The following is a 23,675-nucleotide window of genomic DNA, read 5'->3' as shown; positions in this document are numbered from 1 at the left end:
CCGGCGCGGTGCACACTCCCCCGCAAGACGATGTGCTGATCGTCGGCGCCGGCGCGATCGGGCTGGCCACCGGCCTGGCGCTGCTGGAGGCCGGCCGCCAGGTGCGGATACTGGACGCAGGCGCGGTCGGCGGCGCCACCTCGCACGGCAACTGCGGCACCATCACCCCCAGCCACGCACCGCCGCTGGCCGCGCCCGGCGTGCCGTGGCGCGCATTGCGCTGGATGCTGCGCCCGGATGCGCCGCTGTACATCCGCCCGCGCCTGGATCCGGCGCTATGGCAGTGGCTGTTGAACTTTCGCGCGCGCTGCAATGCGCACGACTGGCTGGCCAGCGCACAGGCGCGCGCGGCGCTGCTCGACGATGCGCGCACGCGCCTGGTCGGCTGGATCGAACGCTATGGGCTGGACTGCGAATTCGGCGCGGACGGGCTGGACTACGTGTTCGGCGACCGGCGCAACTTCGAGCACTACGCAGAGGAATGCGTGGCGCTGGAACGGCTCGGCATCCGCACCCGGGTGATCGACGGCGCCGACTACCTGCGCCAGCAGCCGGCATTCCGCGACGTGGTGGTCGGCGCGGTGCATTTTCCCGGCGATGCGCACCTGCGCCCGGACCGCTACACCGCCGAACTGGCGCGCGCGCTGCGCGAGCGCGGAGGCACGATCGAGGAACACTGCCGGGTGCAGGCGCTGCAACCGGACGCCGATGGCGTGCGCGTGGACACCGCGCACGGCCCGCGGCGCGCACGCGAACTGGTGCTGGCGGCCGGGCCATGGTCGCCGGCACTGGCCGCGACGCTGGGACTGCGCCTGCCGATCCAGGCCGGCAAGGGCTATTCGATCACCTACACGCGGCCGACGCTGGCGCCGACGCGACCGGTGGTGCTGAAGGATCCGCAGGTCTGCGTCACCACCTGGGGCAGCGGCTTCCGCCTCGGCAGCACGATGGAATTCTCCGGCCACGACACACGCTTGAACGAAGTGCGCCTGGCCGCCTTGCAGCGCGCGGCGCGGCGGTACCTGCACGAGCCGGAAGGCCCGCAGCTGCGCGAGCGCTGGTACGGCTGGCGGCCGATGACCTGGGACGACCTGCCGGTGCTCGGGCGTTCGCCGCGGCATCCTCACGTCTGGCTGGCGGCCGGCCATGGCATGCTCGGCATCAGCATGAGCAGCGCGACAGGACAATTGATGGCTGACCTGATATGCGGGCAGTCGCCCGCGATCGACCCCACGCCCTACCGCGTGGAGCGTTTCCAGTGAGCGATGCCGTCTACGACTACGACCTGCTGGTGCTCGGCGGCGGTTCCGGCGGCCTGGCCACCGCGTTCCGCGCCGCCGGCCTCGGCGCGCGCGTGGCGATCCTGGAGCCGAACGAGCTCGGCGGTACCTGCGTCAACGTCGGCTGCGTGCCGAAGAAGGCGATGTGGCTGGCCGCCGATCTGGTCGGGCGCATCGACCTGGCGCGGGCCATCGGCTTCTCGATTCCCAGCGCCACGCTGTCGTGGCCGGAACTGGTGGTCCATCGCCAGGGCTATATCGGCAACATCCATGGCAGCTATCGGCGGCGCCTGGACGCCAACGGCGTGGTGCTGATTCCGCAGCGCGGCCGCCTGCTGGATGCGCATACGGTCGAATGCGGCGACGGCGTCCGCGTCAGCGCCGCGCACGTGGTGATCGCCACCGGCGCGCATGCGCTGCGGCCGCCGATCGAGGGCGCCGAGCTGGGCCTGGTGTCGGACGATTTCTTCACCCTGCGCGAGGCGCCGGCGCGGGTGGCGATCGTCGGCGGCGGTTATATCGCGGTGGAGCTGGCCGGCCTGCTGCAGGCGCTGGGCAGCCGCGTCGACGTGTTCGTGCAGGGCGCGCGCCTGCTGCAGCGCTTCGATGCGGAACTGGCCCGGCAGCTCGGCGAGAACCTGCGCCACCAGGGCGTGCGCCTGCATTTCGGCTATCGCACCAGCGCCTTGCGCCGCGGCGACGACGGCCTGCGGCTGTACGACGCGGACGCGGCGCCGAGCGAAGCGTTCGAGCAGGCGTTCTTCGCGATCGGGCGCCGCCCCAACAGCCGCGACATCGGCCTGGAAGCCCTGGGTGTGCGGCTGGGCGAGAAGCGCGAAGTGCTGGTCGACGACTACCAGAACACCGACGTGCCCGGGCTGTACGCGATCGGCGACGTGGCCGGCAAGATCGGCCTGACCCCGGTGGCGATCGCCGCCGGGCGCAAGCTGATGGATCGCCTGTTCGGCGACCAGCCGCAGGCGCGGCTGGACTACGACAACGTGCCCAGCGTGGTGTTCTCGCATCCGCCGCTGGGCCAGGTCGGCCTGGGCGAGGAGCAGGCGCGGGCGCGCTACGGCGAGGCGGTGACGGTGTACCGCAGCAATTTCCGGCCGATGCTGCATGCGCTGGCCGCCTCGCCGCAGCGCAGCCTGTTCAAGCTGGTCTGCGTCGGCGAAGACGAACGGGTGGTCGGCTTCCACCTGCTCGGCGATGGCGCCGACGAGATCCTGCAGGGCTTCGCGGTAGCGCTGAAGCTGGGCGCGACCAAGCGCCAGCTGGAGGACACGGTGGCGATCCACCCGACCTCGGCCGAGGAAGTGGTACTGATGCGCTGAGCGCCGCCTGCCGCGGGACCGAACGAGCGCATGCCGGTCGTTGCGTCGGCTTCAGCTGTGCAGGGATGCGTCATGCGTCGGGCTGTGCGTGGTCAGCTGTTCGGCACTTGCGTCCTGCGCGGGCGGAGTCGCTTCTTCTTCGGTGATCTCGGTGATCGTCACGCCTGACGCTTGAGCCGTGGCCATCGGGGCCAGCTGCAGCGCGCCGGCATTCTCTATGGCCTGCTGAATGCTGCTCCCTGCCATGAGCTCGTACTCGCGTTGCTGCTCGGGACTCAGGCGCGCAATGTAGTCCTGCAGTCCGGCGGCGTTTTCATGCAGCTCTTCTGGAGAGGCCGGTACGCGTGTGGCCAGCGTGGCACCGTCTGGTCCTTTGAACAGGCCTATGATCTTTGCGCCGCCCCAGTTCATCGCCAACTCGGCGCCGCGCGCCATCGGGCCGGGCATCGTCATCGACATGATGGTCATGATGAGACCTGCGTAGTAGGGCGCTGTCGGGGACGATTCGATCAGGCCCTTGGGCGTGAACGCCTTGGAGAGCTTGTCCGCGCCCAGCGCCAGCGCCATCACCATGCTGACGGCGCTCATGGCCTTGAAGCGTTCCATCGCATCTTGCCGGGTTGCCTGTTTGTTCCAGGCCGATTGCGCCATCACCGACGTCACCACCAACGAATCGGCAACCAGGTCGGCGGTGCCGATCTTGTCGGGCTGGATTAAAAAGACGGTGGATCCGGTGACGGCCGCCCCCAGGATGGTCAACGCCAGTTTGGAAGAGAAATCGGAATTTTTGTTGACGCGTTGGGTTATGCCGGCCTCTGCGTGATCCAGCCCCAGCGCGCTGCTGAAGCGCGTGGTGCACGCGTGCAAGGTTTCCAGCAAGTGGGTGCACTGGGAGTTGAGTGTCCGGGTGAGTTCGCGCCCGCCGCCGGGTTCGGTGAACTCCCGGCGGCTCTGTTCGAACGCCACTCGTCCGTTCTCCAGTTGGAGCCAGATATCGTTCAATCGCGTACGCAGTTCGTCACTGACCTCGGCGGGGCTGAGTCGGTAGCGCAACTGCTCTGCTCTGCTGTTCAGACCGACCAGCTCCGCGCCGGCGGCACCTGCGCGCAGCGCATGGTCGCGGATGCGGCCTGCGATCTGTTTGACATTGCTCCACACGAATGGGGTCAGCAGCACGGCAGCGGCCGCGACGGCGGCTGTCGAACGGAAGTACGTGCTGTTTTCGATCTTCTCGGCCTGGTGTTTCACCGATTCGGAGCCGTATTTCTTCGGCAACTCGGTGGCAAGAAAGATCCCGTTGAGCAGCGCCGCATAAAAATGCATTTCATTGGCCTCCCTGCCCAGTTCGCCTCCGGTCAGCGGGAAGGGCAGGCCGTCCGCGGTCGAACGCAATGCCGACATCGAGAGACTGAGCACGCCCTTGGTGGCGCCGGCGATCGAATAGGCAAAGGTCTTGGCCTGATTGGCGAGCAGCGGACTGGGGACCAACAGCGGCCAGGCGTTGACCAGGTTGGCCAATGCCTTCAGCGCCCGTCCCGTTGCCGGGGTGCCATGCGCGAGCGGGGCGATCGCCTGTTCCACCGCTTCGATGTCGCTCAGAATCGCGTGACGGAAATGCGGCTGCAGATCCTGCGCCGTTGCGCATAGATTGCGCAGCTGAAGCAATTGCTCGCGGCACGAGGCCAAGGTGTGGGTGGATGGCTGCTCTGGATCGGTTCCGCGCAGAATCGCCAGGAATGCCGGATCATGCGCCTGCAGCTGCAGCATGGTGCGCAGGTCGCTCAGCGTCCATAACTCTTTGGCCGCCCATGCGATGTTGGAGGAGCCGCTGTGCAATGCCGAGGCGACCTGGTTGAGCGTATGCGACAGCGCCCTGCGCACATGCGGCAGGGGCGAGGCGGTGGCGCTGTCGCCGGTCGCTGCAGGTTCTGCGTGCGCAGGCGTTTGCGCATGCTGCGCCGGCACGATTGCCGGTGTGTCGGCATCGCTGCTACGGCGTGGCGCCCGCTCCAGCAAGGGGCTGGGCGGGGACGAATCGGCTGACGGCGGCGCAGTCGTTTCATGCGTCGATGCGGGTGCTGCTTCGGCGGAAGCCGCGTGTAGCGCGACGCTTTTCGATGCGGTAGCGGATTTTGCTTGCATGTGAATCGGGTCCTCTGCAGTGAACCTGGCGGGGCGGGGCTGTGAAGCCACAGGCGAGTCCTTCATCTCGCGTGAAGCGGCGCTGTGTCCGCGGCGATGCCGGCGCTCGGCATGACGCGATGTCCGCCGTCCCTTGCCTGCACCGTGCATGAGCAACGATGGCGTGTGTCTGCTGGGCGATGGACGGCACGCCATTGGGCAAATCTAAAAGACGATTCCGGTGTCAAGGCCCGTCGGAGCGAAATCATGGTGCGTTACAGGAAGTGGGCAGGGACGCAGCTGCCGGTATGCGCGGCCGCACGTGTTACGCGAGCCGATGGCGCCGTACTGGATCCGCGGCCGATCCGGGTTCGTGCGGTTGTCGCAGTTGTGCCAATCCCTGTGCGATTGCGATGCGTGCGACCGCCGACGCGGTCCCCGCGCAGCGCCCGCAGCACTGGGCAGGGCAGTGCGGCCGTAGAATGAGCGGCATGCACGATGTCCGTTCCCGCCGCGGCGCCGGTCCGCGATGAACGCGCCGGGGCGCTCGACTCCCGTTGCGCTGGCGACCGCGCCTGCCGACCTGGGCGGCGTGCTGCTCGCCTTCGGCCACGGCCTGCAGGTCGGCCGGGCATGAGCGGGCGCCGCGCCGTGCCCGCCGCCGAGGCATCGGCGGCGGCCCAGGCCCGCATCCTGGCGGCGATCCGCGCGATTCCGTCCGGCCAGGTGCGCGGCTACGGCGAGGTGGCGATGCTGGCCGGACTGCCTGGCCGTGCGCGCCTGGTCGCGCGCGTGCTCGGCGGCAACACCGATCCGACGCTGCCCTGGCACCGGGTGCTGCGCAGCGACGGGCGCATCGCCTTCCCGGACGGCTCGCACGGCTTCCGCGAACAGTGCCAGCGGCTGCGCGGCGAAGGCGTGGCGGTGCAGGGCGGACGGGTGAAGCGCGCCCCAACGCCGGCGCGCGACCTCGACGCGGCGTTATGGGGGCCGCAATAGCGAGCGGCTATGATGGTCGGCAGTTGCCACGGACACGACCATGTTCCCCAGACTTCCGCCCGTTACCCAAGCCCTGCTGATCGGCAATGTAGTGGTGTTCCTGCTGCAGCTGTTGCTGGGCGACGACACGTTCGCACCCTTCATGCTGTGGCCGATCAGCGACTTCGACGCGTTTTCGCCGGGGCAGAACTTCCAGATCTGGCAGCTGCTGACCTATGGCTTCCTGCATGGCGGCTTCTCGCACCTGTTGTTCAACATGCTGGCGCTGTACATGTTCGGCGGGCCGCTGGAGCAGACCTGGGGCAACAAGCGCTTCCTGACCTATTACCTGGTGTGCGTGGCCGGCGCCGGCCTGTGCCAGCTGCTGGTGGGCTGGTGGATGGTGAGCAACGGCGGCGATCCGTATCCGACCCTGGGCGCCTCCGGCGGCATCTTCGGCCTGCTGCTGGCGTTCGGCATGCTGTTCCCGAACCAGCGGGTGATGCTGCTGTTCCCGCCGATTCCGATGAAGGCGCGCACCTTCGTGATCGTGTTCGGCGCGCTGGAGCTGATCATGGGCTTCACCGGTTGGCAGCCGGGCGTGGCGCATTTCGCGCACCTGGGCGGCATGCTGTTCGGCTGGCTGCTGATCCGCTACTGGCGCGGACAGCCGCCGTTCGGCAAGCGCAAGCCGCCGCGGCCGCGGATCGTGCGCTGAGGATTGGCGGGGGAGGACGGTCGCGGCCGGCTTCACCCACGCCATCGCGAGAGCCGCGCGCTCAGCGCGGGCGGATCAGCCGATCGTGTCGCACCTGGCGGATCGGCGTGGCGGGGAAGTTGTCGCTGGCGTATTGGCTGCCGCGGTCGGAATGGAACAACCCGCCGGCAGCGACCGGCGAGGTCGACCATGCGTTGGTCGTCGGCAGTTGCACTGCAGCAATTTTTTTGTTTATCCTGTAGGCAGGATTCGCCGCGGCGACGTGGCGATACGGAAGTAAAACGGAATTTGCCAGGGGGCAATGGGATGGATTTTCAGGGGAAGGGCGCGCAACGCGTCTTGGCTGGTCATGGCGTTTGCCTGACGCAGCGGATTGAATCGGATCAGCAGTATCTGCCGCACCTGTACCAGGCCGGGTTGTGCGGGCGCGTAGTTGCGCGCATCGCCATATCCAGCCGCTAAGCGCAAGCTCTCCAAGCCTGACATGTTGCTCTCTCACGAGCCGGCAGGGTGTGCCTGCGCATCCGAAGCGAAAACCAACGCCTTCGCGAGCATTGCCGCGAATCTCGCTTCGCGTGCGCGGCATTGGGGCAGGGCCTGCCTATCCCTTTTGCTGTTTGCCTGCCTGTCCGGCATCCATGCACAAGCGTTCGCTGACACAGCCGTAACCGGTGCCCTAAAGTCCGATGCGCATTGGACACGCGATGCGGGTCCGTATGTGGTGTCCGGCCATCTGCTGCTGCAGGAAGGCGCCTTGCTGACCATCGACGCCGGTACCGAGGTCTTCATGCAGGCGGGGGCGCGCGTAAGCATCGAGCGCGGCGGCATTCACGCCAATGGCACGCTGGACGCGCCGATCCGGGTGCGCTCGGCCAAGAGCCGGAATGGCGCCGCCGCCGCGCCCGGCGACTACGGTCCCTGGACCTTCACCGCCGGCACCAGTGCCGACACCAGGCTGGACCATGTGCGTTTCGAGCATGGCCAAGGTCTGGCCGTGCTGGGTGCTGCGCCGGTTTTCAACTACGTGGAGGTTCGTTCTGCACAGGGTGCAGCGATCAGCATCGACCTGGCGGCCTCTCCGAGTGGCGTCGGCAACCATGCCGAAGGCAATACGTTGAACGCAATCGCGGTGCCGGCGGGCGACATCGTCGACAACGTCAGCTGGGGGCTGCGCGGGATTCCATACTTGGTGCAGTCCGGCACTGTGTCTGTTGGGCGCTCACCTGCGATCGCAACGGTGACGCCCAGGACCGTGGAGCGCGGGCAGACCGTTTCGCTGTCGGTCGACGGTACGCGCCTGGAAGGCCTGAGCATGGTCGGCACCGACAACAGCGGTGTCGTGTTGACCCCGATCGGCACCTCCAGCTCTACCCGCGCGAGCCTGCAGGCCAAGGTCGCAGCGGATGCTCGGCTTGGCGCCGCAACGTTGCGCATGACGGTGGATGCCGGCGAGCTGACGCTTCCTGCGGCCTTCGACGTGGCGCAGCCGACGCCTGTGGTCACGGCCGTTGCTCCGGACAAGGTGTTTGCCGGCAGCGGTGTCAGCGAACTCACCGTGACCGGCCGGAATTTCGTCGCGGAGTCGGAAGTATTGGTCAACGCCGCCAGCATTCCGACCCGTCAGGTCAGTGCGACGGAGCTGAAGGCCGAGCTGCCGCAGCAGGATCAAGCGGGTACGCTCAAGCTGCAGGTCCGCATTCCCGACGGTGTTGTGCACGGCCAATACCTGACGTCCAATGCCGTGAACCTGACGGTCGAGCAGCCTGTGCCACCGTCAATCAGCTTCGAACCGACGCCTATCGCAGTACCGCCGGACAACAAGCCCCACCAGGTTACTTTGCGCCTGTCGCGTGCCGACAATCGCGACCACACCCTCAACCTGAGCATTTCCGATCCGCTCAAGGCGACCGTCAGCCCGTCCTCGCTCACCATTGCCGCCGGCCAGACCGTTGCGCGCTTGACGGTCACGCCGCTGGCGCAGGGCTCGGTGGCGCTGCGCACGCAATCGTCCACGCTGGGCGACGCCTCGGTGCCGATGTTCATCACCCAGGATTTCAGCGGCATCAATACCAGCCATGCGCTGCCGGTAGGCGTGTTCGTCGAGGGCGATCCTGTGGCGGGCGAACGCTACGAGGGCGTCGTCCACGGTGTAGTCGGCGTCGGTGTCGGCAGTGTGCTGACCGGCCTGTCTCCGTCCGGCTGGGCCGCCGGCGCAACGCAGCGGGTCGGCGTGTCGGGGGTGGCAATTGCGGCGGGCGTGCAGATCACCGTCGTGCCGGAAACCGGCATCTCGGTCTCTGCCGCCCAGGTCGCCGCCGATGGTCGCCTCGCCGAGGTAGACGTGCAGATCGCGACTGATGTGGCGGCCGGACCACGGCGTTTGGTCGTGCGCGATGCCAGCGGTTCGCTGCTGACCTTCGCCGACGCGGCGCAGGCCGCAGTCTACGTCGGTGCAGGGCTGCCGCAGATCGACTCGATCACGCCCATGGTGGTGCTGCGCGACTCGACGACGTCCGCCACCGTGCGCGGCCGCAATCTACAGAACGTGCGGCTGGAACTGTCGCCGGCCGACGGGCTTGTGCTCGATGCGATGCCGGTGATCAGCGCCGACGGCACCGAGTTGACTGCTGGCGTACACGTGGCTGCCAATGCCGCGCTCGGTGATCGAGTCCTGCGTGCGAGCAATGCAGTGGGCACGAGTTCGCCGGCCGCCAGCAGCGCGAACACGCTCAGAATCGTATCGGGCTTCGAGGCGACCTATCGTTGGGAGGCGCCGTTGGTCGGTGTGACGGTGGGCGAGCCCGAACCTGTGATTCAGGAGATCACGCCGGTGCCGACGCAATCGGTAGGCGTGGTCGTCGGTGCCAGCATCACCGCGGTCAGCCCGCGCGCGGCCATTGTCGGACACGCTGTGAGTGTGACGGTGCGTGGCCAGGGCCTGCAGGCGGTGACGTCGGTGGCGATGGTGCCGGCCGACGGTCTGACGCTCGGGGCGCTTTCCGTCAACACCGAGGGTACCGAACTCGTCTTCGACGTGGAGGTCGCGGCGGATGCAGCGGCCAACCTGCGTCGCTTGGTGCTGGGCACCGCCACCGGTCCGATGACGTTCGCCGATGTCAACGACGGGGCATTCCGTGTGAGCAAGCCGGTCCCTGAAGTCGACTCGGTCAGCCCTTACCTGCTGCTACGCGGCGGTGCGGCGCAGACGGTCATCGTGCGCGGTCGCTACCTGGACAATGCATCGGACGTGCGCGTGTCGCCAGCCGACGGCGTAACGGTGATCCGTCCGTTGACTGCGAATGCCGATGGCACCGAATTGACCCTGTCGTTGCAGGCGACTGCCAGCGCCGCCACCGGCCTGCGCACGCTGCTGGTGACCACGCCAGCGGGCGACTCCGTCGGCGCGGCCAGCGCGCACAATACCGTCCGCGTGGTCGCCGAGCTCGGTGGCAACGTCCCGGATCTGCCAGCGCCGTTGGTTGGCGTCTTGGTGGGCGAAGCAGAAAGCGTCGCTTACGAGGGGGCACTGGTTGCACCACTGGTCGGCGTGAGCGTGGAGGAGCCGCCGCCGCCGGTGGAAACCGTGGAGACGCAGGCAGGCGGTGAGGCGGTGGGCGTGCTGGTAGGCGCAATGGCGTCGGGACAATCCGTGGATGGTTGGTTGCAGGGCGCCAGCGGGACCTTGCAGGTGTCCGGCGTCAATCTGCAGGGCGTGCAGTCTGTGCAAGCCACGCCGGCGAATGGATTGCTGTTCGATACACCAAGCATCAATGCCGATGGCAGCGAGTTAAGCGTGGGCATCACCGTCGCCCAGGACGCGACGCTGGGCGCGCGACGGCTGCGCCTGGTGACCGCCGACGGACAGGTGGTATGGATGCCACCGCTGGCTGCGGCCTTCGGCATCGGTCATCTACCCAGCATCGATTCGATCACCCCGATCGTGCTCAACGCAGGCGACACGGTCGAGATGACGGTGCGCGGCAAGGATCTTTTGTCCGTCACTGGCGTCAAGTTGACACCGGCGGCAGGTATCCGGCTGCTGGGCGCTCCTGCCTGGTCGCAGGACGCGTCGAGCGAAATTCTCAAGTTCAGCTTGATGCTCGACTCCGATGCGGCAACCGGTAGCCGGGTTCTGCAGTTGGTCGTGCCGGGCGGCAGCAGCTCGGCAACGCCTTCGCCAGTCAACACCTTCAACGTGGTGCCAGCGCAATGAGACAGGCCAATGGGTCCTCACACGGAAAAGGCGAGGCGCGCGGCGATCGATCTACCGCCGCGCGCACCACGGGACCACCGTGGCAAGCCCGATACGGCGCCACTCTCGGCTATGCGGAACGATCCGCACTGCGACCGAACGACAACAGCACAGTGAACGTGCACATCCGCTCAGGGAATCCCATATGAACCATCATTTCCGCCATGTCCCGCGCCCGGTCCTGGTCGCCGCGCTGCTGGCCCTGTTGCCCGTTGCGAGCGCGCAGGCATTCAACAGCGGCAGCACCGGCGCCGACGGTGTGCTCAACCCCACCGTGAACACCGAGGTCGAGTTGCCGGCATCGGGCATCCTCAACTACACGACGGTCAACATCCCGGCCGGCGTTACGGTGAAGTTCAAGCGCAATACGACCAACACGCCCGTCTACCTGCTGGCGAGCAGCGACGTAACGATTGCGGGCACCATCGACGTGACCGGCCAGGACGCCAAGGCGACCGGCACCTATGGTGACGGCGCGCAAGGCGACGACGGCATTCCGGGTGAAGCCGGCCCTGGTGGTTGGGCAGGGGGCCGCGGGGGCCGCGACGATGCGCAGCAACGTGCGGCGATCATTCGAGGTGGGTCTGGCTTGGGGCCGGGTGGCGGGCCGGGCGGTGTGGAGGGTGCCGATGGCTGCACTGCGGCCACTGGCTATTGGAAGTATGTTGGCATGGGCGGCGCTTATGCCAGCAATGCTGTAAAGACCTACGGACGCAATTGCTACAATCCAGGCGTTCCGTTTACCACCGGCTACGGCTCGGCTTTGTTGCAGCCGCTGGTTGGCGGCTCTGGGGGTGGTGGTGGCCGCGGCGGTACGAACTATCCGGGCAGTGGTGGCGGCGCCGGCGGCGGGGCGATCCTTATCGCTGCTTCGGGTACGCTGCGCATCACCGGCAAGATTGATGCACAAGGCGGTGATGGCGGCGGTCTGCTCGGTACCGGTGCCGGCGGGCAGGGTGCTGGCGGCTCGGGCGGTGCCATTCGTCTGGTCGCCAGTACTGTCACCGGCAACGGCGCGCTCTCGGCTGCGGGCGGCTGCATCAATTACAACAATGCTCGCCGACAGCGCTGTGGTTCCACTGGTTACAGCGATGAGTTCGGTGGCTCCGAAGGCCGCATTCGTGTCGAAGGCGAGTCGATCACCTTCACCGGGACATCGACGCCGGCCTACGTGCGCGGCGATGTCGGCCCGGTGTTCATCGCCAACTCGCCGTCGCTGCGCATCTCCTCGGTTGCCGGGAAAGCGGTGCCTGCCGCACCGACCGGTATCAACGACGTCACGCTGCCTGCGACCACGACCGAGGCGGTCGTGGTGCAGTTCGAGAGCATCAATGTGCCGGTCGGCAATACCATCAAGCTGCGCCTGGTACCGGCTTACGGCGCCACGAGCGAAGTGGTCACCCCAGCCATCGCGGGCAGCACCGCCGCAGGCACCACTGAAGTCTCGGTGACCCTGCCGCAAGGTCCCAGCACGCTGCAGGCGACCACCACCTATACCGTCGTCGTCGCGTCGTTGGGGGACGAGGCGCTGGGTGAGCGCCTGAAACGGCTGGCCGATAACCAGACCGTGGAAACGGTCGAAGTGACCGTTGCCCTGGAAGGCGGCGCACGCGCCAAGCTGCTGACCCGCAGTGGGCAGGCGTTCGATCTTCCCTACGAAGCCTTGAGCGCGATCGGCTTCCGCAGCTGATCGCCCGCGGATCAGGACTTAGCCACGACGCAGCCATGGACGTGCGTTCACGATGAGCCAGCACCGACTCCCTCTTGATCTTCGGCCCAAGTCCCGTCGCGCACGACAGTGCGTGACGGCAACGCTCGCGCTCGTGCTGGCGTTGGCGCCGTCGTGGATCGGTGCGGCCGAGTTGACCATCGCCGAGGGTGTGGTCGTGAAGTTCGGCCAGGGCGCGCAGTTGGATGTGCGCGACAAACTGGCCGCCGGCCACGGCGTGGCGCTGACCAGCGATCGCGATGACAGTCTTGGAGGGGCGCTCACCGAGATCGGTGGGACGCCAGCGGCTGGCCAGTGGCAGGGCTTGCGCCTTGAAAAGTCCAGTGCCGCCTATGGCGCGGCAGCCATCGATGATCTGCTGGTGCGTTACGCAGGCGGCGGCGACCAAGGCGCCTCGGTGGTATTGCGTGGCGTGGCGCCGCGCTTGAGCGGCTTGCGCGTCGAAGACGGCATGGTTGGCCTGCGCCTGCAGCAAGCGGCGTCGCCGACCATCAGCGCGTCCAGCTTTCTACGCAACCAGACCGGCCTAGAGGCAGTCGATGGCAGCCAGCCGGTGATCGGTGGCAGCCAGTTCGTGGGCAACGCGCAGGCCGCGGTACTGAACCGTACGCCGGCTAGTGCGATCAATGCCAAGGGCAACTGGTGGGGCCATGCGAGCGGCCCGAAGGATCCGGCCGCCAATCCGGGAGGACAGGGCGATAGCGTGTCCGCCGGCGTGGACTACGCCAACTTCCTGGCTGCAGCGCCGCTGCTGTCGCCGAGCGTAAGGCTTACGTCGCCCGCAGCGTACTTCGAGAGCCATCGTATCGCCCTTGCGCTGTCGTGCATCAATGCCGTCGAGTACAGGCTGGCCGAGAGCGAGGCGTTCGCTAACGTTGCGTTCAAGCCGCTCAGCAGCGGCCGTGGCGATGTCGAATTGGATCTCTCCGCCGGCGATGGCCGCAAGGCGGTCTATGCGCAGTTCCGCGATGCGCGCGGCTTGGTGGTCACGGCGACCCTGGCCGGCGGCGCGCTCGTAGACAGCGAAGCCCCGCGCGTGGCGATCACCAACCCGGCCGACGGCAGCCTGATCCGCGATCCGATCACGATCGAGGCCGAGGCCAGCGACCAGGCGGGTGTGAAGCAAGTGCAGTTCTTCCAGGGTGCCGAGTTGCTCGCTACACGCACTGCCGCACCGTATCGCCACGACTGGCAGACGGACGCAGTCGCGGACGGACAGTACGCGCTGAAGGCGGTCGCCACCGATATCGCCGGCCGCGTCAGCAGCCATAGCGTCAATGTCGCGGTATCGCATACCGCGCCGGTGCCGGATACCGAGGGGCCGGTACTCACCGAACTCACGGTCGATGGTGTCGCCCTGGCTGATGGTTTCCGCCTCAATGCATCCTCGACGCTTGCCCTCCGCGCCAGCGACCGCAGCGCGATCTCGCGCATCGAGATCCTGCTCGATGGCACGGTGGCCGCCAATGCCACCGGCAACGGTAGCTATAGCGCCGCGCTCAACCTGTCAGCCCTCGCCGCCGGCACCCACGTGTTGGCCGTGCGCGCTTTCGACTCGCTCGGCAACCAGAGCCAGCAGCAGTACACCATCGAGCTGGTGCATCCGGCGCCGTCGGCGCCAACGATCCAGCAGCCGACCGACGGCAGCGTGACGCGGCAGACCACCGTGACCGTCAGCGGCCAAGCGCTCGCAGGTAGCGATGTGCTGGTCCGCGTCGATGATGTCGAAGCCGCCCAGACCGCCGCTGGGACCGACGGCCGCTTCAGCGCCACCGTCACCCTGGCTTCCGGTAGCCATCGCCTGAGCGCCGTTGCGCGCAATACGTACGGCACCAGTGCGCCGTCGGCCACCGTCACCGTGCAGGTCGACACCAGCGTACCGAGTGCGCCATCCGGCCTGGTCGCCAATCTGGTGAATGGCAAGGTGCGGCTGCAGTGGCTGGCGTCCACCGACCCGAAGACCACGGGGCACGATGTGTACCGCGCCAGCGCCGACTTCGAGGACATCAGCCAGGCGCAGCGCGTCGCACGGCTGGGCAATACGGCCTCGCAGTACGAGGACAGCCCGCAGCAGGACGGCCGTCTCATCTACCGCGTGGTGGCGATCAATGCCGCCGGCGTCTCAAGCCTGCCCAGTAGCCCGGCCAGCGTCATGGTCGATCGCGGCGCGCCGTATGCGGTCGCCATTCAGTACCAGTCCAGAGGAGGCGCTTACGACTCGTCTCGCAAGCTGTTCGGTCGTGGCACCGTCGATGTCGTGGTGCAGGTCAGCGAGCCCTTGCAGGGCACGCCCTACCTGAGTCTCGTGCCGGAGGGTGGGTTGCCGATCCCGATCGACCTGGTGAAGCAGGACGACACTCACTACACAGGCAGCTTCGCCTTGACCGCCAGCGCTGGCGCCGGCACTGCCAACGTGTTGTTCTCTGCGCGCGATGCTGCGGGCAATCGCGGCGACCAAGTGCAGTCCGGGGCCACGCTCGCCATCGATACCCGCTCGCCCGTGGTCAGCGCGATCACCCTGGATCCGGTCGCGCCGATCGACGCTGGACACCAGCGCCAGGTCAGCGTGCGCTTCGCTTTCGACGAGGATCTCGCCGATGGCACGGCACCGACGGCTCAGTACCGCCTGTCCAGCACCGGTCGCAATGCGGTGCCGTTGACACTGCAGCGGCAGTCGGCGCGGCAGTGGATGGCCAGCTTCGAGCTGCCGGCGGATGCCGGCGCCAGTGCGGCCGAGACACTGAGTTTCGAGGTCGTCGCCGCCGACGCGCTTGGCAACAGTGGCTCGCAGATCGACGCGCTGAACCGTTTCCAGATCTACCAGGGTGAGCTGCCAGCACTGGATGTGCCGGTGGGGCTGCGGGCCACCGCTCAGTCCGGCGGCAAGGTGACCTTGGAATGGCAAGCGGTCGATGGCGCCACCACCTACCAGGTGTATCGCCAGGCTCCGGGCGAGAGCGAGCGCACCGCGCTGGCGCGCAGCACGACCACCGGGTACCTCGACAGCACGCCGCGCGATGGCCGTTATCGCTATGCGGTGGCGTCGGTGCGCTTGCATAACGGCAGCGAGGCGGCCAGCGCGCAGTCGGCGGTGGCCGAGGCGGACAGCAGCCGAACCGCGCCGGGCGCACCGCAAAACCTGCAGCTCAGCCTGACCAGCCAGGGCGTACTCGCCACGTGGCAACCACCTATCGGGACCGCGCCGGCGGCCTACCGTCTGTACCGTGCGGCGACGTCCAGCATCGCCAGCGTGGACGGCCTGACCCCGATCAAGCAAGGCATCCATCAGACCCAGGCGGTCGATGCGGCGCCTTCGCAATCGGAGCACGCCTATGTGGTGACTGCCGTGGACGCGGCGGGCAACGAGTCGGCGATCTCCAACTCGGCCTATCTCAACTTCAGCCTATTGCCGGTGCGTACCCTGGAAGCGACCCAGCACGGCGACGCGCTGCCGCTGCTGCGCTGGACTGCCGCCGGCAGCGGCGCGGTGGGCTACTACGTGTACGTCGGTGAGGGCGATGCGCGCCTGAAGCTGACGTCTACGCCGATCCAGGCGCTGCAGTGGACCGATAGCGGCTTCACCAGCGGCTCGCGTTACTACACCGTCGAAGCCGTGGACGAAAACGGGCAACGCCAGGCGCGTAGCCTGCGCCTGCCCAAGCTCACCACCCAGGTGGTGAGCGGCCTGCCACTCAAGCGCAATGTCATGAACCGTCTGGGCTTGCAGGTCAGCAACCTGTCGTCCGAGGCATTGGCCTCGGCGCAAGTGATCGTCGCCGTCGGCACGCGCCGCTTCGTGTCCGAGCGCTTCGTATTGGCGGGCAATGCAACGCAGGTCGTGCCTGTCATCGTCGGCGGTTACCCCGACATCCCGGCCAGCGCAACGCTGAGCCTGGACGTGGAGGACATCCCACACGAAGGCGAGTTGGTGCGCGTGGGGACCGATCGCCAGGTCAACGCGGTGGACAGCACGCTCGTGGTCGGCCTGGAGACCGAGCGTTTTGTACGTGGGGCCACCGGCAAGGTACGCCTGACCGTGGAGAACACCTCCGACGTGCAGATCGAATTGCTGACCGCCCGCAACAACGGCCGCTCGGCTTCCAGCGAATTGCGCCTGAAGTTGCTCGACAACGATGGCAACCTGCTGGCGAGCAACGCCTACCAACAGGCCACCGGTGTCGGTGTGATCACCCTGGCCAATGGCGACACGGTGGCGCGCATCGCGCCCGGGCAGCGCTATGTGTCCGATGCGTTCGAGATGGCCGTGCCCAGCGCCAGCCCCGACCAGGTGAAGCTACGCCTGGACGTCGACGCGTTGCGCTACAACAGCGGCGAAGAAAACGAAGTGCGCATTCCCGGCATGGGCAGTGAGCGCTCGCTGGTGCTGGCCAACACGCCTTACTACGGCGAAATAGCGGCGGTGACGCCGGCGGTCTCCTTTGGCCAACAGGACCTGAGCGTGACCGGCCGGGCGCTGGACCGCGATAGCGGGCAACCCGTGCCGAACGCGCCGCTGCGCATTGCCATCAATCAGGAGGGCTTTGAGCGCCTGGCCGACGTCACCAGCGATCCACAGGGTGCCTTCCGCTATGTGTTCAAGCCGACCGTGACCGACTCGGGCACCTACCAGGTTGGCGCGATTCACCCCGACATGACCGACCGCCCGCAGCAGGCGCAGTTCACCATCAATCGCGTCAATGTCAGCCCGGCGAGCTTCAAGGTCAGCGTCCCGCGCAACTATGCCTATCGCATGGAGTTCCGGGCCGCGACCGGTCTGGGCGCGCAAGCCAGCAACGTGCGCATCGCCTATCTGCCGCAATACCAGTCCAGCGGTGTACCGGTGGCGGGCATTCGTGTCGAGCCAGGCGCGCCGCTGCAGATCGCCTCGCGGCAAAACCTGGCGCTGACCGCGTCGATCTCCGGCGACAACAGTGCACCTGCGAGTGGCCGGGTGTTCCTGGCCGTGCTCGCCGACGGCGCCAGCGAGCCGCTGGCCTTGATCCCCGTTGATTTCACCCTGACCGAGGCGGTGCCAGCGCTGTTCGCCACGCCGAATTATGTCGAGACCGGCCTGGCCCAAGGCCAGGGCACGATCGAGCGGCTTGAGCTGGAGAACAAGGGCTTCGTGGCCATGACGGGGGTGACCCTCGCACTGGTCAATCCGGATGGTTCTCCCGCACCTAGTTGGGTATCGCTGGTATCCGGACAGTCGCTGGGCACGCTGGAGATCGGCCAGAAGCAAAGCGTGGACCTCAACATCGCACCGACCACAGCGGTGGCCGAAGGCGTCCACGAGTTCCGGGTGCGCGTGGCCGGCAGCAACCTGCCGCAGCAGGACGTCAACGTCTTCGTGTCGGTGACCCAATCCGGCCAGGGCAGCGTGCTGTTGAAGGCCGCGGATATCTACACGGCCACCCGAGACAAGCAGGGCAACCTGATCCCGGGTCTGGCAGGTGCGCGCATCAAGCTGCAGAACGAGGCAGTCATCAGCCAGACCTACGAGATGGCTACCGACGCATTCGGTGAGGCGTTCTTCCAGAACCTGCCAGCCGGCAGCTACCGCTATAGGGCCAGCGCACCCAACCACCAGGAGGCCGCCGGCCGCTTCGTGATCAAGCCGGGCCTGACAGTCAACCAGCCGGTGTTTCTTGAGTACACCCTGATTACGGTCGAATGGGACGTGCGCGAAATTTCCATTGAGGATCGCTACGAGATCACCCTCAATGCGACCTTCGAGACCGACGTGCCAGCGCCAGTGGTGGTAATCCAGCCAACCAGCATCAACCTGCCGAAGATGATGGCAGGCGAGGTGTTCCAGGGCGAGCTGGTCGTCACCAACTACGGCTTGGTCCGTGCCGATGACGTGGTCGCTCATCTGCCCGGGGACGACGACCACTTCAAGTTCGAGTTCCTCGCCCAGCCTCCCGTCTCGCTGGAAGCCAAGCAGCGCGTGCGCCTGCCGTACCGGGTGATTGCCCTGCGCAGCTACGGGGGCAGCGCGGAGGCTGCAGCTTCGGCCTCCATCAGTGCGGTGGCAGCCGACGGAGCAGCGGCCACTAGTGGAAGTGAAGTGACTTCCGGCAACGGCGGAACAAGCCAGAGTGCCGGCTCCACCGGGGTAGGCACGGCATCCGCCGCGGCGGCGACTGCCAGCGCGGCAGGCACGGCGACGACCTCCAGCACCAGCGGCACGTCGGGTTGCTACACCTATAGCAACCAATACCGAATGACCTGCAAGTACACCTGCGCCAACGGCACGGAAAGCACCTCGTGCGGCTCAGGCGCCAACTGGTTCTACGTGGAGAGCTCCAGCTGCCCGGTCGGCGGGAGCCCGATCGGCGGCGGTGGCGGTGGTGGCGTAGGCGGAGGAGGCTGGGGCGGTTCGGGCGGACCTGACTATACCGGTTTGCCTGGCGTTCCCATCTGCGCAAAGGGCAGTGGAGATTGCTATGAACCGGGTAACAAGCAGTCTGGCGGCGGCAAGGAGGGTGGGCGATGAGCGGCACTGGATTGCGCGGAATGATCTTTGGCAACCGGAGCGCATCTTCGCTCCTCGTGACATTTCTGGTGCTTGTCGGATTACTGTTGGCACCCGGCGTCGGCCACGCCCAGGCAACGTATTCACTGGGAAGCAGCGGCACCATGGGATTGGGCAGTCCGAATGGCGAGTTCACGGTCGCCCAGGACGACTTGGTCGTGAAGGTGCCGAGTGGATACGCCCGCATCAACCGCGACTATGACGGGCAGCAGTGGGTGTTCAACCGGCAGTGGTCCGGCCTGGGCGACCCCTCCTTCTACCGTTCGAGCTATGCCTCGATCGGCGCGTTCTATTCGTGCACGATCGTCGATGGGATCAGCAGTTGCGACAGTACTGCAGTGGCGGGCCAGTCCGTGGCCTCGCTCCAGCCGATCGTCCAAGGCGTCAGGGTACTGAACGACCCCGGCTTCGGCCGCGACGCCGATGGTCATCCACGATTGCAAAGCAGCATCGAGTCCGTCGCCCGCAAAGGCGTAGGATTCAACCGCAGTACGGATGGCAGTTCCTATGTCAGCAGCAAGTACCCGCGCTTCTTGGTGCGGCCGCAGCAGGTACCGATGCTGCCAGCCAGTGCCGGCCCGGATGCACATCCGGTCAGCGGAAAGCCGGGACAGGGAGGAGTAGCGACCACGCTGGTCGAGGGCTATCGCTGGACCGACCGCAGTGGAGAGTGGATCGAGTACGATCAGTACGGCCGGATCACCAGTTACGGCGACCGCAATGACGTTCGCGTGTGGTTCCAATACGGCAGCCACGGCCAGATCGAGCGGATGCTGGACGACAACGGCCGCACGGTGTTCACGCTCCTGTACAAGGATGGCGGCCAGTTCATCACAGAGGCGCGCGACCACACCGGCACAAGCCTGCGCCGGGTGCAGTATCACTACACCGACAACGGGTACATGGACCGCGTCGTCGATGCGCGCGGTGGCGAGACCCGGTTCGAATACGGCAGATCGACGGGGGCGATGCCGCCGGGGGGCGGCGGCCTGCCGTCGTCGGATAATCCGGTCTACTCGATCACCAAGGTGACCGATGCCGAAGGCCGCGTGCTCAAGGTCGAGTATGGCCCCACCGAGCGGATCTCAAGTATCACGGCGCCGGATGCCGGCAAGACCGAGATCGAGTACGGTTACGACAAACTGAAGAAAGAATTCAGCACCACGATCAAGTACCCGCGAACCAATTCCGGTCAGAAGATCGAGACAAGCCACTACGACGCCGAAGGACGAATGGTCTATCGGGACGTCAACGGCAAGGTCCTGCTGAGCGCACAAGGCGGGGCCCGCACCATGGCCTACACCGACGCGCGTGGCGCCACGGTCACGGTCAATCGCGACAATTTCGACCAGGTCACCAGCAAGACGAACTCGGATGGCAGCACCGTCCGCTACACCTATGGCAGCGGATCGCTGGACCTGAAAGAGGCCGTGGACGAGGCAGGCGTGAGCAGCCTGATGAGCTACGACAGCCGCGGCAATCTCACCAAGCTCCAGGCTGCAGCAGGCAAGCCGGAAGAACAGGTGACCGAGTACACGGTCAATGCACGGGGTGAACCGCAGACCATCGTCCGCAAAGGCGGGGCGAAACCCAATGGAGGTGCCGATCCTGACGTGGAAATCGGATTGACCTACGATGCCAGCGGCAACGTCACAGAGCTGGTCGATGGCGAAGGAAAGGTCTGGAAGTACGTGTACGACCCACTGGGGAACCTTGCCAGTGCGCTTGATCCCCTGAACCACGAAACGCTTTATACCTACGATGCACATGGCAACCGTCTTACCGCGACCGACTCAAACGGTCTGGTAACCCGCTTTTCCTATGACGCGACGGATCGTCTTTTGACCGCCACCGATCCGCGTGGTCAGGTCTACCGCATGACCTATGACGCGGCGGGGCGCCCCACTGGCATAATTGACCCCACTGGCGCCACCTCTACCCGGGATTACGACGCAGCGGGACGCCCGGTGCGTACCGTCGACCCGGTGAACCAGCAGGTTCAGTTCGTCTACGACGCGATGGATCGCCTCAGCCAGGTCATCGATGGCAATGGCGATGCCACCAGCGCCATGTATACCGACGTTGATGGCACCGACCACGGTTCCGATCTGGTCAGCAAGGTGCAATATCCCACCTTTCAGCAACTGCTGCGCTATAACAGCAGGCAGGGCGTGACACAGATGGCGGAGGTGGTGGATGGCACGACCCGGAGCACTCAGCTAGGCTACGATCCACGAGGTCTGACTACGTCCAGTATCGACGCTTATGGCAAAAGCCAGTCGACGCAGTACGACGCGCTGGGTAGGCTAACCACCGGTACCGATGAGTTGGGCCACTCGATAGCATTGTCCTACGATCACCGTGGCAACCTGATCCAGGCGACCGATGAGCTGGGTCATGCGACACGCCTGGAGTACGACCGCCGCGACAAGCTGGTCAAGGAAACCAATGCGGTCGGCGAATCCACGACCTACACCTATGACGACGCGGGCCGGCTGCAGGGCATCCAGCGGCCCAATGGCACGCGGCTGGCTTTTCAGTTCGACGCCGGCGGACGCCTGACCGAGCGTCGTTCATACCGGGCAGACGGTAGCCTGGAATTGACCGACAGCTTCACTTGGGATGGAGGCAATCGCCTGACCGGCTGGAGCACGGGGACGGCAAGCAGTACGTCCACATACGATGAAGCCAACCGATTGCTCAACGAGACGGTTACCGTCGATGGGGTGGCGTTGACTCGCAGCTACGCGTATTACGCCAATGGCCAGGTCAAGACCTATACCGGGCCGGATGGCGTGGCGCTGGCGTATGCCTATGATGGCAACGGTGCACTGGCCAGCGTGGATATCCCCGGCGAAGGTTCCATGAGTGTCGTGGAGCGGACGTGGAGCGAAGCGCGCAAAGTGATACTGCCTGGGGGGACGGTGCAGCAGATCGACCGCAACGGGCTACTGGATCCTACCCGGCTGCAGGTCAAACGCCCCAATCAGACCATGGCGTTCGACCAGGAAAGCCGGTACGGCCTGCGCGGGGAAGTTCTCAGTCGCACCACTCAGGGGCTGGACGTCGACTACACCTACGACGATGCCTTGCGCCTGATCAAGGCCGATCCCTCCAGCGGTGCGACCGAGACCTTCAGCCTGGATGCCGCGGGAAACCGGGTGAGCGACAACGTGGTGACCAGTTCTTGGCAATACGACGAAGCCAACCGCTTGCTCCGGCGTGGCACGGTCACCTATCAATACGACGCGGCTGGAAACCTGATCCTCAAGACCGATACCGCAGTGGCTGAGCCGAGGCGGACGACGCACTACGCGTACGACGCCTATAACCGACTGATCGAAGTACGCGATGGTGCCGACCAGGCAGTCGCGCGCTATGCTTATGACCCCTTCGGGTATCGTCTGAGCAAGGAGGTCACCGCTGCAGGAGCCGCGAATACCGGTGCGAGCCAGGGCAAGCGCCTGTTCCTGCAAGGGGAAGAGGGCCTGTTGGCCGAAGTCGATGCTGCTGGAACGGTGATCCAGAGCTATGGCTGGGATCCCGAGGGTACCTACAGCACCTCGCCGCTGTTCCTACACAATGGTCAAGGCTATTTCTACTACCACAACGACCCGCTGGGCCAGCCGCGGATGCTGACGAACAAGGATGGCGCGGTGGTTTGGGAAGCGAGCCGGGTCAGCGCCTTCGGCTCGGTGTCGGTGGCTCCTGGGTATACGGTGGAGCAGCCGTGGCGGCTGCCGGGGCAATATTACGATGCCGAAACCGGCCTGCACTACAACCTGCATCGGTACTACGACGCAGAAGGCGGCAGGTATGTCACGGCTGATCCAGCCGGATTGACAGGAGGGCTGAATGCCTATGTCTATGGTGAAGCGCGTCCTACCGCATTGATTGATCCATATGGCCTGTGGACCGAGCGTCCCGATACGGGGAATTGGCTCGCCGACCATACATTCGGATACATCTATCAACTGACGGATGGCGCGGATGTACCAGGTTGGCTGGCGAATGGCGGTGCAGGATTTGGTGATGCGGTTACTACGATTCCATTCACTGATATCAGCCTTACAAGAAAATTCAGAGAGTGGCAGGACATTGGATCTATTAACTACTGCTCGGATGCTTACAGGAACGGGGGATACCTGGGCGATGCAGCCACACTCGCAGCTGGCGGGCTGGGAGGAGCTAAAGCCCTCCCTAAACTTGCCAAGAGACTTTCAAATTCAACAAAGGGTAACATTGGTGAGTGGCTATCTTATTTCAACAATAGATTGAAGGGCAGTACATTGGTTGATGAGCAAGTGAAACTTACTGGATTTAAAACTGTATTTGATAGCGTCTGGAGGGATTTTCGTGGAGCCACCTACTATGTGGAGTCTAAATTCGGTAAATCGGGCTTAACGAAACCGCAGAGGGAGGCGCAAAAAATACTTGGTGAAAAGTATCGGGTTGAACGATGGGATTACCCATTTATTGAGAAGGTTGGCGGTGGAGCTGGTGCAGCGGGAGGGGCAGCAGCCGCAGCAGCACGCGATGATGCATGCGGCTGTAATTAATGGCGAGAATGGTGATAAATAATGTCTAGTCGAGCGCAGGTTGTAGACCACTTAGGGAAGGAGCTATGTCCGTTTTTTTTGAATATTGGATGGTCGCATGAGCCCTTGTCAGTGCGCCAAAATGGAGTTGCAGTAGCGCATTCTTTCCCATTTGGAAATTTTG

Annotated in this window: 11 protein-coding genes; 8 read left to right on the top strand and 3 right to left on the bottom strand. The window is 65.7% G+C overall.

Annotated features, from left to right (window positions below):
• Positions 1-8 precede the first annotated feature (8 nt).
• Together FZ025_RS20425 and gorA are read left to right on the top strand one after the other, a co-directional pair.
• A complete protein-coding gene (locus FZ025_RS20425) occupies positions 9-1,262 on the top strand; it encodes an NAD(P)/FAD-dependent oxidoreductase (protein ID WP_104558708.1) in 1,254 nt (417 codons plus the stop codon).
• The gene (gene gorA / locus FZ025_RS20420; protein ID WP_046979606.1) at positions 1,259-2,617 is read left to right on the top strand and encodes a glutathione-disulfide reductase; all 1,359 of its coding nucleotides are present in this window, start codon (positions 1,259-1,261) and stop codon (positions 2,615-2,617) included. Before FZ025_RS20425 ends, gorA begins: the two co-directional genes overlap by 4 nt.
• A gap of 51 nt (positions 2,618-2,668) precedes the next feature.
• Here gorA and xopX read toward each other — a convergent pair whose 3' ends face one another.
• On the bottom strand, positions 2,669-4,759 hold the full coding sequence (gene xopX, locus FZ025_RS20415; protein ID WP_046979607.1) for a XopX family type III secretion system effector: 2,091 nt from the start codon (positions 4,757-4,759) through the stop codon (positions 2,669-2,671).
• Between the two features lie 612 nt (positions 4,760-5,371).
• Between xopX and FZ025_RS20410 the strand changes: the two genes are divergently transcribed.
• Positions 5,372-5,737 (top strand): MGMT family protein, encoded by a 366-nt coding sequence (locus FZ025_RS20410; protein WP_046979608.1) that lies wholly within the window; start codon positions 5,372-5,374, stop codon positions 5,735-5,737.
• 40 nt (positions 5,738-5,777) lie between these two features.
• Positions 5,778-6,434 (top strand): rhomboid family intramembrane serine protease, encoded by a 657-nt coding sequence (locus tag FZ025_RS20405; RefSeq protein ID WP_046979609.1) that lies wholly within the window; start codon positions 5,778-5,780, stop codon positions 6,432-6,434.
• Positions 6,435-6,495: 61 nt separating this feature from the next.
• Here FZ025_RS20405 and FZ025_RS20400 read toward each other — a convergent pair whose 3' ends face one another.
• Together FZ025_RS20400 and FZ025_RS20395 are read right to left on the bottom strand one after the other, a co-directional pair.
• Complete coding sequence (locus FZ025_RS20400) at positions 6,496-6,648, bottom strand: hypothetical protein (protein WP_158185612.1); 153 nt, start codon at positions 6,646-6,648, stop codon at positions 6,496-6,498.
• A gap of 17 nt (positions 6,649-6,665) precedes the next feature.
• Positions 6,666-6,920 (bottom strand): hypothetical protein, encoded by a 255-nt coding sequence (locus FZ025_RS20395; protein WP_146093574.1) that lies wholly within the window; start codon positions 6,918-6,920, stop codon positions 6,666-6,668.
• Here FZ025_RS20395 and FZ025_RS20390 point away from each other — a divergent pair.
• The 4 genes from FZ025_RS20390 to FZ025_RS20375 all read left to right on the top strand — a co-directional run bounded on the left by FZ025_RS20390 (position 6,919) and on the right by FZ025_RS20375 (position 23,512).
• A complete protein-coding gene (locus FZ025_RS20390; RefSeq protein WP_104558709.1) occupies positions 6,919-10,647 on the top strand; it encodes an IPT/TIG domain-containing protein in 3,729 nt (1,242 codons plus the stop codon). The genes FZ025_RS20395 and FZ025_RS20390 overlap by 2 nt on opposite strands.
• Before the next feature lie 184 nt (positions 10,648-10,831).
• Entirely contained in the window at positions 10,832-12,376 is a 1,545-nt protein-coding gene (locus FZ025_RS20385) for a hypothetical protein (protein WP_104558710.1), read from the top strand.
• 112 nt (positions 12,377-12,488) lie between these two features.
• Positions 12,489-18,914, top strand: a complete 6,426-nt coding sequence (locus tag FZ025_RS20380) for a carboxypeptidase regulatory-like domain-containing protein (RefSeq protein WP_146093575.1) — start codon at positions 12,489-12,491, stop codon at positions 18,912-18,914.
• Complete coding sequence (locus FZ025_RS20375; protein ID WP_104558712.1) at positions 18,911-23,512, top strand: RHS repeat-associated core domain-containing protein; 4,602 nt, start codon at positions 18,911-18,913, stop codon at positions 23,510-23,512. Before FZ025_RS20380 ends, FZ025_RS20375 begins: the two co-directional genes overlap by 4 nt.
• Positions 23,513-23,675 lie beyond the last annotated feature (163 nt).

The sequence above is a fragment of the Xanthomonas hyacinthi genome (assembly GCF_009769165.1).
Taxonomy (GTDB): domain Bacteria; phylum Pseudomonadota; class Gammaproteobacteria; order Xanthomonadales; family Xanthomonadaceae; genus Xanthomonas_A; species Xanthomonas_A hyacinthi.
Note: the sequence above shows the minus strand (reverse complement) of the source record. Positions and strands in the feature narration are given on the sequence as shown.